The sequence below is a fragment of the Rhodanobacter sp. MP1X3 genome, from assembly GCF_014207165.1.
Lineage (GTDB): Bacteria > Pseudomonadota > Gammaproteobacteria > Xanthomonadales > Rhodanobacteraceae > Rhodanobacter.
This window is the reverse complement of sequence record NZ_JACHCO010000001.1, coordinates 1,031,425-1,043,483: the sequence shown is the minus strand read 5'-3', so window position 1 is coordinate 1,043,483 and position 12,059 is coordinate 1,031,425. Positions and strand designations below refer to the sequence as shown.

At 61.8% G+C, this 12,059-nt stretch carries 10 protein-coding genes; 1 reads left to right on the top strand and 9 read right to left on the bottom strand.

Annotated features, from left to right (window positions below; all coding sequences use genetic code 11):
* Positions 1-3 precede the first annotated feature (3 nt).
* The 5 genes from HDE79_RS04315 to kdpF all read right to left on the bottom strand — a co-directional run bounded on the left by HDE79_RS04315 (position 4) and on the right by kdpF (position 5,899).
* Complete coding sequence (locus HDE79_RS04315; protein ID WP_184600658.1) at positions 4-1,500, bottom strand: outer membrane beta-barrel protein; 1,497 nt, start codon at positions 1,498-1,500, stop codon at positions 4-6.
* A gap of 83 nt (positions 1,501-1,583) precedes the next feature.
* Positions 1,584-1,793 carry a hypothetical protein gene (locus HDE79_RS04310; protein WP_184600657.1) on the bottom strand — a complete coding sequence of 70 codons (210 nt, stop codon included), beginning with the start codon at positions 1,791-1,793 and terminating at the stop codon, positions 1,584-1,586.
* Positions 1,794-1,872: 79 nt separating this feature from the next.
* The gene (gene kdpB, locus HDE79_RS04305) at positions 1,873-3,960 is read right to left on the bottom strand and encodes a potassium-transporting ATPase subunit KdpB (protein ID WP_184600656.1); all 2,088 of its coding nucleotides are present in this window, start codon (positions 3,958-3,960) and stop codon (positions 1,873-1,875) included.
* A gap of 47 nt (positions 3,961-4,007) precedes the next feature.
* Entirely contained in the window at positions 4,008-5,810 is a 1,803-nt protein-coding gene (gene kdpA, locus HDE79_RS04300) for a potassium-transporting ATPase subunit KdpA (protein WP_184600655.1), read from the bottom strand.
* Positions 5,807-5,899: a K(+)-transporting ATPase subunit F gene (kdpF, locus tag HDE79_RS04295; protein ID WP_179477788.1), complete on the bottom strand. Its 93-nt coding sequence runs from the start codon at positions 5,897-5,899 to the stop codon at positions 5,807-5,809. Before kdpF ends, kdpA begins: the two co-directional genes overlap by 4 nt.
* Positions 5,900-6,285: 386 nt before the next feature.
* Between kdpF and HDE79_RS04290 the strand changes: the two genes are divergently transcribed.
* On the top strand, positions 6,286-7,287 hold the full coding sequence (locus tag HDE79_RS04290) for a polyprenyl synthetase family protein (RefSeq protein ID WP_184600654.1): 1,002 nt from the start codon (positions 6,286-6,288) through the stop codon (positions 7,285-7,287).
* Positions 7,288-7,369: 82 nt separating this feature from the next.
* Here the strand turns inward: HDE79_RS04290 and HDE79_RS04285 are convergent, their stop codons facing one another.
* The 4 genes from HDE79_RS04285 to ubiH form a co-directional block, all read right to left on the bottom strand.
* On the bottom strand, positions 7,370-8,578 hold the full coding sequence (locus HDE79_RS04285; protein ID WP_184600653.1) for a DUF2252 family protein: 1,209 nt from the start codon (positions 8,576-8,578) through the stop codon (positions 7,370-7,372).
* A gap of 107 nt (positions 8,579-8,685) precedes the next feature.
* Positions 8,686-9,480: a dienelactone hydrolase family protein gene (locus tag HDE79_RS04280; RefSeq protein ID WP_184600652.1), complete on the bottom strand. Its 795-nt coding sequence runs from the start codon at positions 9,478-9,480 to the stop codon at positions 8,686-8,688.
* Between the two features lie 61 nt (positions 9,481-9,541).
* Entirely contained in the window at positions 9,542-10,804 is a 1,263-nt protein-coding gene (locus tag HDE79_RS04275; protein ID WP_184600651.1) for a UbiH/UbiF/VisC/COQ6 family ubiquinone biosynthesis hydroxylase, read from the bottom strand.
* Positions 10,801-12,048, bottom strand: a complete 1,248-nt coding sequence (ubiH, locus tag HDE79_RS04270; RefSeq protein ID WP_184600650.1) for a 2-octaprenyl-6-methoxyphenyl hydroxylase — start codon at positions 12,046-12,048, stop codon at positions 10,801-10,803. The genes HDE79_RS04275 and ubiH overlap by 4 nt, the downstream gene beginning before the upstream one ends.
* Between the last annotated feature and the right edge of the window lie 11 nt (positions 12,049-12,059).

Genomic DNA, 12,059 nt, shown 5'->3' with positions numbered 1-12,059 from the left:
TTCTCAGTAGTGGAGGATGGCGTCGAGCAACGCCACGGTCTGGCTGCTCTTTTTGCCTTCGTCATAGGCCGGAAGATCGTAGGAGTGCTCGTAGCGAAGCTCCGGACGGATCTCCAGGTCCTGTGACACCCAATGGGTAATGCCCACCGTGTGGCTGGTATAGCGGGTGGCGAAACCGGTGCGCTGACCCTTCTGGTCGTTGTAGAACTCGTTGCGGAACGACAGCATGTTGCTGGGGCTCAGTTCGAAGTTCAGATAATTGACGATGCCGTATTCGGCGGCCTTGCCCGGCAGCGGCGACGATCCTGTGATTCCCGGCGTCTCGCCCGGACCAAAGCCGGGCACGTTGCGCCCGTACATGTAGTACGACTCCGTGAGCATGTGGAAGCTTTGGCTGAAGCGATGACCCCAGGTCATCACGTACATCTGCACGTTGTTATAGTTGTAGTCGGACTCGTTGAAGTTGTTGACGCATGGATAAAGCATGTCGTCGTTGCTTTTGGAAACCCAGCGCACACAGGCCTGAAGCGACGGCCGCGCGGCGGAATTCCAGATCGCCGTGTCGTTGCTGCCGTTGATGCCAAGCTGCACCGTCCACTGGTTGTTGAGCTTGGTCGTCGTCATCACACCCATCTGGGTGTACGGATCGACGGTGTAGAGAATCGAGTGCGTGACGAGATAGTTCTGCGGCGAAAACTGCGCCTCGATGTCCGGCAGCGACAGCCAGCGACCGAAACGTATCTCCATGCCCTGTGCGACCGAAGGGATATACAGGTCGTAGTAGAAGAGCATCGGATCGTCGCCGTAGATCTTGCCGGACAGCGGCTCGTTGGCGCCGGCCGGATTGTTCAACAGCTGATTGCTGAAAACGCCCTTCATCGTGGTGAAGTGGTAGTCGTAGCCGTACAGGTTGGAGATGTCGAAGCCCCAGTCGACATGATCGGTCTGTACCGTGTCGGGCACACGCTCGATATTCAGCACCCACTGATTGAATTCCAGGCGGTTCGGCCGCGTGGCGTACGACAGCGGATAATTGCTCGTGTTGGAGGTACTGGCGTTGGCCGACGGGTTGATCCAGCCAAATACCTCGATGCGGTTGTTTTTCATCCACTGGCCGACGGCGGTGCAGGACAGCGCTTTTTCCAGCGGGTACTGCGAGTTCGTATCCGGCACACCGATCGGCGCGTCGACCCCACCCAGCTGCCATTCGGAGTTGGGGAAAGGCGGTGAGTCGAGCGGTGCCGGCATGGCGCGACGCGGCGTGGCGGGCGCATTCGGATCGGCCGGCTCCGCGTCCTCGCGATAGGCGGCCGCAAAACGGCTCAAAAAGCCGACCGAGCAATCGCTGCTGGATACCTTGGCCGTCGCCGGAGCGGACATAGCCGACTGCGAATCCGGAGTGAGCGCTGCGCCTGACGAGGCGTCGACCGTAGCCATCGCCTGACCAACTGGCATCATCGCAACGAGAATCGCGCTGGAAAGTAATTTTTTGTACTGCATAAAAGTAAAAGCCCCTGCAACTGTGGCCCGTGCCGGACCAGACTGGTGGTGAAAGAAGTAGCGGAAGAAATGTTTTTGTGATGTCAGATACCGGCGTAACCGCCAAGCTCGTATTCGTCGTTGACCGCGCTGAGCGGGTTGACGCTGACGACCGTGGGTTTGACCAGATCGACGCGTGTACCCGTGGGCAGCGCGATGACGACTTCGCAGTCCGAATCATTGGCCGACAGGCGCAGCTCCATATCGGGATGAGTGGCATCGGGCAGCGAGACGGAAAGCTTCAGGGTTTGCATATCACAGACTCCAGAGAAGTAGGCCTGCATGCCGGTCAACATCGGCACGAAGGCAGAGACGTAATCAGGCCGGTTTCAATCAGGCCATCCCGAACACAACGAGCAACATGTCGATGATCTTGATGCCGATGAAAGGCACTACGATGCCACCCAGGCCGTACACCAGCAGATTGCGACGCAGCAGCGCACCGGCGCCCAGCGCGCGGTACTTCACACCCTTCAGCGCCAGCGGAATCAAGAAGATGATGATCAGCGCGTTGAAGATCACCGCCGACAGAATGGCGCTCTGCGGCGTGGCCAGGTGCATCACGTTGAGCGCATTCAGCGCTGGATAGGTGGTGGCAAACGCGGCTGGAATGATCGCGAAGTACTTGGCGATATCGTTGGAGATCGAGAACGTGGTCAGCGCGCCGCGGGTGATCAGCATCTGCTTGCCGATGGCGACCACCTCGATCAACTTGGTCGGGTTGGAATCCAGGTCGACCATGTTGCCGGCTTCCTTGGCCGCTTGCGTACCGGTATTCATCGCCACCGCCACGTCAGCCTGGGCCAGCGCGGGAGCATCGTTAGTGCCATCGCCGCACATCGCGACCAGACGGTTCTCCGCCTGCATGTCGCGAATCAGTTTCAGCTTCGCTTCCGGCGTGGCTTCGGCGAGAAAATCATCGACGCCAGCCTCGGCCGCAATGGCCGCCGCAGTGAGCGGGTTGTCGCCGGTGATCATGATGGTCTTGATGCCCATCTTGCGCATCTCGGCGAAACGCTCCTTGATACCGATCTTGACGATGTCCTTCAGCTCGATCACGCCGAGCGCACGTGCGCCTTCAGTGACGATCAGCGGCGTGGCACCGCGACGGGCGATGTCCTCGGCCATGCGCTTGACCAAGGGCGGCAGGTGGCTGCTCTGTGCTTCCAGATGCTTTTCCACGGCATCGAGTGCACCCTTGCGGATCTGCCGCGAACCGATGTCGACACCGCTCATGCGGGTTTGCGCAGTGAACGGCACAAACTGCGCTTCGCCTTCGGCCAGATCGGGCTCGCTCAGGCCATGCTTCTCTCTGGCCAGCACGATCACACTGCGGCCTTCCGGCGTTTCGTCGGCCAGCGAAGCCAGCTGCGCCGCCTCGGCAACGATGTGGTCGGCAATGCCCGGCGCCGGATGGAACTGCACGGCCTGGCGGTTGCCCAGCGTGATGGTGCCGGTCTTGTCCAGCAACAACACATCGACGTCGCCGGCAGCTTCCACCGCACGGCCTGAGGTGGCGATCACGTTGGCACGGATCATCCGATCCATGCCGGCGATGCCGATCGCCGACAGCAACGCGCCGATCGTGGTGGGAATCAGGCAGACCAGCAGTGCAATCAGCACAGTCAGCGTGATCGGATGGCCGAGCCCGGCTGCTTTGACGCTGTAGAGCGAATACGGTAGCAGCGTGGCGCAGGCCAGTAAAAAGATCAGCGTGAACTTGGCCAGCAAAATCGTCAGCGCGATTTCGTTCGGCGTCTTGCGGCGCTTGGAGCCCTCCACCATCGCGATCATGCGATCGAGAAAGCTTTCGCCCGGGTTGCTGGTGATGCGCACCACCACCCAGTCGGACAGCACCTTGGTGCCGCCGGTGACCGCGCTGCGATCACCGCCGGATTCGCGGATCACCGGCGCGGACTCGCCAGTGATCGCGCTCTCGTCGACGCTGGCTGCGCCAATGACCACTTCACCGTCGCCGGGAATCGCCTCACCCGCTTCGACCAATACGTGATGGCCGGTACGCAGCTCGTTCGACGGTGTGAAGACGATCTCCGCGTTGCGATCGGCGCTGGCAAGCTTCTTGGCGATCACATCCTTGCGCGAGCTGCGCAAGGCATCGGCCTGGGCCTTGCCGCGACCTTCGGCCAGCGCTTCGGCAAAGTTGGCGAACAGCAGGGTGAACCACAGCCACAGGCTGACCCAGAAGATGAAGGCCGTCGGCGCTTCACCGTGGCCGGCCAGCGCCTGCACCCAGAGCAACGTGGTCAGCACGCTGCAGACGAACACCACGAACATCACCGGATTGCGGAACTGCAGCCGCGGCGACAGCTTGCGGAAGGAATCGCCGAGCGCGGCAACGACCAGCGTGCGGTTGAAATTGCCGACAGGTGGGTTACCCATCGTTTCAGTGTGCGAAGTCATATTCAGTGTCCAGAATGAATCAATGTCAGGATTTAATGACGCATGCGTCAGTGGACAGACATCAGGTATTCGGCGATCGGCCCCAGGGCCAGCGCCGGCAGAAAGGTCAGTGCGCCGATCACGATCACCACGCAGGCCAGCAGCGTGACGAACAGCGGCGTATGCGTCGGCAGTGTGCCGGCCGAGTTCGGTACGTGACGCTTGGCTGCCAGCGCACCGCCCATCGCCAGCATCGCGATGATTAGAGGGAAGCGGGCGAGGAACATGCAGATACCCAGCAGCACATTCCAGAACGGCGTGTTGACGGTGAGGCCACCGAAAGCGCTGCCGTTGTTGTTGGACGCCGAACTCAGCGCGTAGAGTATTTCGCTGAAGCCGTGCGCGCCCGGATTGGCCACACCAGCAAACCCGGCCGGCACCGTCACCGCAATCGCCGTACCGATTACCACCAAGGCACACGGCAGCAGCACCGCGAGGCTGGCCATCTTCATTTCATAGGCTTCGATCTTCTTGCCGAGATACTCCGGCGTACGACCCACCATCAGTCCGGCAATAAATACCGCCACCACCGCGAAAGCCAGCATGCCGTAGAGACCACAACCGACGCCGCCGAAGATCACTTCGCCCAGTTGCATCAGCCACATCGGGATCAGGCCACCGAGCGGAGTGAACGAGTCATGCATTGCATTGACCGAGCCGTTCGACGCTGCCGTGGTTGCCGTCGCCCATAGCGTGGAGTTGACGATGCCGAAACGCGTCTCCTTGCCTTCCATATTGCCGCCGGCCTGCAGCGCGGACGCGGTCTGGTCGACATGCAACGCGTTGAACGCGGGGTTACCCGCTTGCTCGGCCGAGGTACAGGCGATCAATAGCGGTACGAAGATCACCAGCATCACCGCCAGCAGCGCCCAGCCCTGCCGCTTGTCTTTCACCAGCTCACCAAACGTGTAGCAGAGCGCCGCGGGAATCAGCAAAATCGACAGCAGCTCCAGGAAATTGCTGAACGGAGTGGGGTTCTCGTAGGGGTGCGCCGAGTTGACGTTGAAAAAGCCGCCGCCGTTGGTACCCAGCTGCTTGATCGCAATCTGCGAAGCCGCCGGCCCCATCGGCAGGGTCTGCGTGGAAACGTCGGTCGGCTTCATCACCGGATTGCCGGCCTTGTCCTTGACCGCGGCGCCCGAGGCGTCCAGTACCGGCTCGCTTACCGTCGTGGTTTGCACGACCGGCACGTCCACATACGACTTGAAGTTCTGCACCACGCCCTGCGATACCAGCAGCATGGTCAGCAGCAGCGACAGCGGCATCAGCACGTACAGCGTGCTGCGCGTCATGTCGACCCAGAAGTTGCCCAGGCCCTGCGCACTGCGACGACTGAAGCCACGAATGATCGCAATGAGCACCGCGATACCGGTCGCGGCCGACAGGAAGTTCTGCACCGCCAGACCCAGCATCTGGGTGAGGTAGCTCATCGTCGACTCGCCGCCGTAGCCCTGCCAGTTGGTATTGCTGGCAAAACTGATCGCGGTGTTGAGCGCGGAATCTGGCGTCACCGCCGAAAAGTGCTGCGGGTTGAGCGGCAGCCACTGCTGCAGACGCTGCAGCGCGTAAACCACCAGCAGGCCGAGGATGTTGAAGATCAGCAGCGCCAGCGCATAGCGCTTCCAGCCCATGTCCTCGTCCTGGCGGATGCCGCACAGTCGATAGATCAAGCGCTCAACACCGCCACCAAAGCGCGTGACGCGATTGGGCATATCGGAGAACACGTTGGCCATGTATCCGCCGAGCGGCTTGACCAGCAGCAACAGGATGACCAGGAAAAATCCGATCTGGACAAAGTCATTCGTGGTCATTCGAACCACTCCGGCTTGAGAAGTGCCACGCAGAGGTAGCCGGTCAGCGCCACAGCGATCAGCCCGGCGAGGACATAAAGGACATTCATGAGATAAGACTCAATAACGTTGCTGGAGAAAGCCGCCTCGGATGCGGCGAAACGGCGGATTCAGTCCGGAGTTGACCGGCGATCAAGCTATTTGCGCGGGCTGAGGCGATCGCAGATCAGCAGGAGACCCAGCGTGGCCGCGCAAAGCACAATCAAAAGCAGGAGATAGACGAAATCCATCGGCGCAGACTCGGTAAAGTAAGGTGCGCACTGTAGGAATTGCCGCATAACAAAGGGGTAGCGATTCGGCTCCCACGCGTAAACAACGCGTAAATTTCTTCGCAAAACCCTGCGGCGCGGGGCACGACATATGCTCGCGACCTCATGTCACGGCGTAAATGAGCTCTCGCCCCTATAATCGCCGATCACGCCGATTTGAAGCCTTCATGAACTCGATGCCAGCCGACGCCAGCCGCCCCGCCGATTTCACCCAGGTGCGCGATCTGGCAGCCTCAGATATGCAGCGCGTCGACGCGTTGATCCGCCAGCGGCTATCGTCCGATGTGGTGCTGATCAACCAGATCGCCGATCACATCATCGCCAGTGGCGGCAAACGGCTGCGCCCGATGCTACATGTGCTGGCCGCCGGCGCAGCCGGCTACCGCGGCGACCAACATGCCAAGCTGGCGGCCATCATCGAGTTCATCCACACCTCGACCCTGCTGCACGACGACGTGGTCGACGAATCCGACCTTCGCCGCGGTCGCAAGACGGCCAACGCGCTGTGGGGCAATGCGGCCAGCGTGCTGGTCGGCGACTTTCTCTATTCGCGCTCGTTCCAGTTGATGGTGGAACTGGACGACATGCGCATCATGCGCATCCTAGCCGACACCACCAACACCATCGCCGAGGGTGAAGTGTTGCAGCTGCTGAACATCGGTAATGCAGATGTCAGCGAGGCGTCTTACCTGGCTGTGATCGAGCGCAAGACCGCCGTACTGTTTGCCGCCGCTACGGAATTGGGCGGCATTCTCGGCGGCCTGCCGGAAAGCCAGATCGCGGCCTTGCGTGAGTACGGTATGCAGCTGGGCTATGCGTTTCAGATTGCCGATGACCTGCTGGACTACGTGTCAGACGCCGACACACTGGGCAAGAACATCGGCGATGATCTGGCCGAAGGCAAGCCGACACTACCGGTGATCTACGCGCTCGAAAAATCGAGTCCGGAACAGGCGCAATCACTGCGTCACGCCATCGAACACGGCGGCCTGGATTCACTGGATCGCATCATTGCGGCCATACGCGACTCTGGCGCGCTTGAGCGCACGCATCAGCGAGCGGTGTTTCATTCGGATGCCGCCTGCGCCGCGCTGGACGCGCTGCCGGATTCAATCCATCGCGACGCATTGCTGACGCTGGCTGCGTATGCGGTCGAACGGACACACTAAAGCGGGGAACTGGGCGCATCCAGCTTAGCCGCTGCTCTTTGCCGCTGTCTTTGTCCGCGCGCCCTGCTCTTTTCTCTTTCGGTCACCCCTGATCCAGCAGCACGTACTTCCGGCAATGCTCCAGGTAACCGCGCTCGTGCTCGGCGACCAGGTCTACCACGCTCGACCATAGCCACGACGGCGCATCGAGCGTCTTCGAGCGGTTGCGCTGCAGCTCCTTGCGCCACGCGCCTCGTGTCTTTGCATCCATCTGCCGACAGTGCGCGTGGCCGACGACGCTGGCCAGGAATCGCGCGACCTTGATCGCCTCCTCTCGATCCAACTGCTCGATCTCCAACTTCAGATCCTGCGGCAGCAGTTCGCGAATGATCACCGGCTTGTCGAGCAGCGTGGCGCTGCGCATGCGGTCGCCCAGGGCCGGCGAAAGATGCCGTGCACCTTCCACCACCCGTCGCGCCTGATCGCGCGGCATCATTGCGCCGGTCGCATGCGGTGCGGCAGCCTTGCTCGCTTCCTTGATGTCGATCAGGCAAAGATCCTCGCCATTGACGTTGCCGCCATCGACATCCAGCAGCACGGCATAGCGCAGCCGGCCCAGCGAACTGCAACCCTTACGCCAGTAAGCCGCGTCGACGACCTTGATACGCTGCGTATCGGCGCGACTGTTGATCTGCGTGACCAGCTCGGCCAGCGCAGGCGCGCTGAACAGCGATTCGATCGCCTTGCGCTCTTCTCGCGCCAGCGGCCAGAAGCGCTTGCCCAGCGGAATGACCGGATCGGTATCGACGATGCGCTCCCGCGCCAGCTGTTTCCAGGTGCGCTTCATCGCCTTCTTCATCACCAGCTTTACCGCCTTCGGTTTTTCCGGATGCGGCTCGTCGTTCTCGGGGAAGGCGGATTCGTAACCTTCCATCAGCGTCTCGATCATCCGCACCGTGGTGATGCCCGGCAGATCCGAGCCACGGGCGGCGGTGGCCAGCGACAGGCCGAGGCGGATCAGATCATGCGCAGGATTGCCGATCACGGTCTGATCCAGATCGCGGATCTGCACCTGCACGTGGCCTTCCGTATCAGCGATAGGGCCGAGATTGCCAAGATGGCAGTCGCCGCAGATCCAGATGGCCGGACCCTTCGGAATCGACCAGCTATGGTTCGCTTCCAGCCATTCGTAGAATCGCACGGTGGCACCGCGCACATACGCGTGGGCAGACGCTGCCATCTTGGCGTTCTGTAGCGCGCGTAGCACCGCTGCGCGATCTTGCACCCGTACCACGCCTTTGCTGGCTTTCATCAATGATTCCGAAAATCGACGCATTGGCCGATGGGATGAGCGGGACGCGTTCACACGCCGAGAAAAGCGTAATCCGAACAGGACATGACCCGATCAGAGCGCTGCGATCAGGGCTTGTTCGCAAAAGACTCGTGCAGCCAATCGTGCATCAGGCGATAGCTGCGTTGGGCCACTTTTTCGTCGTAGCGACAGCCGGGTGAGTTCTCGCCTTTTTCAGTGAAGCAATGCACGGCGTGACCGATCACCACGAACTGCCAGTCCGCCGGGCTGCCGCGCATCTCATCCATGAACTTGTCGGCATCCGGCATCGTGCTTTTGTCGTCTGCGCCGTTCATCGCCAGCACGCGTGCCTTGATGTTTTTGCCCAGCGCAGGGTTGTCGGTCGCAAGACCACCATGGAATGACACAACCGCTTTGACATCAGCACCGCTGCGCGCCAGATCGAGCACCGCCGAGCCACCGAAACAGAAACCAATAGCAGCCAGGTTGTCCAGATCAATCGGCGCACTGCTCGCCTGCGCCTTCAGCTGCGACAGGGCTTCGTTGATGCGCTTGCGCATCAACGTACGGTCTCCATAGAGAGGTTTCACGGCGGCCATGGCCTGATCGGCATTACCCTGCGTCGGGCGAACATTGGCGCCGTACATGTCGGTCAGCAGAATCACGTAATCCTTGCCGGCAATCATCTCAGCCTTCTGCACGGCCATATCGTTTATGCCGTACCAGTTCGGCACCATCACCAGTCCGGGACGCTTGGTTTTGACCGCATCGTCATACACCAGCACGCTGTGGAAGCGGGTGCCATCCTGCGTCCACTCCACCGGTTTGTTGACCATCCTGGCCTGCGTCGCCATGGCGACGGTACAAAGAACAAGCGCACAGCAAAATCGGACGAATCGCATGGCAGAATCCTCGTACGTTGGTTGAAGAAACTGAAAAAAGCGAACGGGTGAGCCGCGCCGATCAAATACCTGCCGCGTGATCAGCAATACGCCGCTTGAGCGGATACAGACGATCCAGCAGTCGTACGCCTATAGCGCGTGCAACCACCAGTGGCGAAGACTCCCAAGCGTAGATACGCGCCAACGCGTCAAAGCCGAGTGCATCCAGCGTATCGGCGCTGCGCCGACGACGTGCGTAACGACGCAGCACATGTTCGGCACCAATATCACGGCCAGCCGTGCGCGCGGCGACCAGCGTATCGCACAGCTCGGCGACATCGCGTAGACCGAGGTTGACGCCCTGTCCTGCCAGCGGATGCACGGCGTGCGCAGCGTCACCCAACAGCACAAAACGGTCGGCTTGATAACGGTCGGCCAGTTGCAGCTTCAGCGGAAACGCCGCCCGCGGCGTGGTTGCGGCGATCCGTCCCAGGCGGAAGTCGCTGGCCACGCCCAGTTCGTCCATGAAGGCATGATCGTCCAGCGCCAGCACACGTTGTGCTTCGTTTTCGGGCAATGACCAGACCAGCGAGCTGCGGCCATCGGCCAGCGGCAGCAAAGCCAACGGGCCGGTAGTGAGAAAACGCTGCCATGCCGTGCCTTGATGCAGCCGCTCGGTCTGCAGATGCGCGACGACGGCGCTCTGAGCATAGTCGTGACCGCGCGTGACAATACCGGCCAACGTTCGCAGTGGTGAGGCCGCGCCATCGGCCGCCACCAGCAGACTCGCGATCAGCGATTGGCCGTCGCCGAGTTCAAGCTGGATGCGATCTTCGCGCGCTTCGAACGCCTGCACCTGCGCGGGACACAAGCGTTGTACGCCGCACATGGATGTGCCAGTGCCGCGAGCGTAGGATGCGCTGGAGCGGCCGCCAGCAGCCTCAAGCGCCTGCCACAACGTCCATTGCACCAGATTGTTTTCGACGATATAGCCCAGTTGCTGGCGACCTTCGCTGGCCGAATCGAAGGAGATCGACGCACCGCTTTCGGCATCCCATACGTGCATGCGCGCATAGGGGCTGGAGCGTGCTTCGCGGATGGACGTCCAGACGTCCAGATCATCCAACAACTTTATTGAGGACGGCGCGAGACCGACAACTCGCAGATCAACTTCGTCCTGCACTTGCCACGGCTGCGGAACACGGGCCTCCACCAAGGCTGTAGCAAAACCAGCACGGGCCAGCGCCAGCGCAGCGGCTGCGCCGACCATGCCGCCGCCAACCACCGCCACGTCGAGTGCCGGCGGACGACGGCGCGACGGAATATCCTGTGCGGATGAATTCATGGCAGTGGCTCCAGCACGGCGAGCGGCGGTTCGCCGCGAAAGCCCATGCCGCGTCTGGCCATCGCATTGCACAGCGGCGGCACACGGTCAAAAACCAGCAGGGCCAGCGAACGCAATGGCGCCAGCAGCGGCTGCGGCAGGCAGGCCAGACGCACCAGGCCGTGACTCATGGCGATGGTGCCCTCGCGATCTGGCGCGCGACGCGACGCGTAATTGGCCAGCACATCGGGCGCGCCCGGATCGGCCATGCCCGAATGGGAAGACGCCGCCACCAGCTCGGCCAGCGTCAGTGCATCGCGCAACCCAAGATTGAATCCCTGCGCACCGATCGGATGCACCGTCTGCGCCGCATTGCCCACCAGCACAGCACGTGGCGCGGTCAAAGATTTCGCGGTAACGGCGCGAATCGCATACGGATGGCGTTTGCCAGGCCGGCTGAATCGACCCAGTCGCCAGCCAAAGCGTCGCTGGGCGAATTCGACAAAGCCGGCATCGTCGAGCGCGGCGATGGCATCGGCCTCCTCGGCGGGTACTGTAAGAACCAGCCCGCAGCGGCGCTCGTTTAGCGGCAGTAGCGCCACCGGGCCATCGTCGGCAAATCGCTCGTAGGCGCGGTTACGATGCTCACGCTCCGGCGTAATGGTGCAGACAAATAGCGTCTGCTCGTAATCGTGCTGCTCGGCCTCGATGCCAAGCTGGGTACGCACGAAGGAATCCGTGCCGTCGGCGCCGACGAGCAGTGACGTACCGACGCTTCGCGTGCCTTCGGGCGTCTTGATTTCGGCAAGCCAGCCATCGGCCTGCGGCTCAAGCGCCACCAGGCTGGCCGGTGCGAGCCGGGTCAATCGGGTACATTCGTCCAGCCGACGCAGCAGCGCGCTGCCGAGCTCACGGGCCGGCAGAGTCCAGCCCAGTGCATCAACACCGTGGCGGTCCGCGTCGATGCGCGCGCTGCCGAATTCGCCGGTTCGGCTGACGTGGATATGTTTGATCGGAGTGGCGTGGATCGAAGCATGCTTCCACACGCCGATCGCATCGAGGCCATTGACCGTGGCCCGCGCCAGGGCGAGGTTGCGTTCGTCATAGCTGGGCTGCGCGTCGGCGCGAGGTGCAGTGGCCTCAACCAGGGTGGCGGCAATGCCCGCCGCGTCCAGTGCAATCGCCAGGCTGGCGCCAACCAGGCCACCGCCGACGATCAGCACACTGTTTCGGCCTGAATAAGAGGAAGGCGCAGGTAGATTCATGCTGCGATGAT

What these genes read in the sequence shown, in the direction of transcription:
- HDE79_RS04315 (WP_184600658.1), bottom strand. Translation starts at nt 1,500, where the DNA reads ATGCAGTACAAAAAATTACTTTCCAGCGCGATTCTCGTTGCGATGATG.
- HDE79_RS04280 (WP_184600652.1), bottom strand. Translation starts at nt 9,480, where the DNA reads ATGCGATTCGTCCGATTTTGCTGTGCGCTTGTTCTTTGTACCGTCGCC.
- HDE79_RS04290 (WP_184600654.1), top strand. Translation starts at nt 6,286, where the DNA reads ATGAACTCGATGCCAGCCGACGCCAGCCGCCCCGCCGATTTCACCCAG.
- HDE79_RS04310 (WP_184600657.1), bottom strand. Translation starts at nt 1,793, where the DNA reads ATGCAAACCCTGAAGCTTTCCGTCTCGCTGCCCGATGCCACTCATCCC.
- kdpA (WP_184600655.1), bottom strand. Translation starts at nt 5,810, where the DNA reads ATGACCACGAATGACTTTGTCCAGATCGGATTTTTCCTGGTCATCCTG.
- ubiH (WP_184600650.1), bottom strand. Translation starts at nt 12,048, where the DNA reads ATGAATCTACCTGCGCCTTCCTCTTATTCAGGCCGAAACAGTGTGCTG.
- kdpB (WP_184600656.1), bottom strand. Translation starts at nt 3,960, where the DNA reads ATGACTTCGCACACTGAAACGATGGGTAACCCACCTGTCGGCAATTTC.
- HDE79_RS04275 (WP_184600651.1), bottom strand. Translation starts at nt 10,804, where the DNA reads ATGAATTCATCCGCACAGGATATTCCGTCGCGCCGTCGTCCGCCGGCA.
- kdpF (WP_179477788.1), bottom strand. Translation starts at nt 5,899, where the DNA reads ATGAATGTCCTTTATGTCCTCGCCGGGCTGATCGCTGTGGCGCTGACC.
- HDE79_RS04285 (WP_184600653.1), bottom strand. Translation starts at nt 8,578, where the DNA reads ATGAAAGCCAGCAAAGGCGTGGTACGGGTGCAAGATCGCGCAGCGGTG.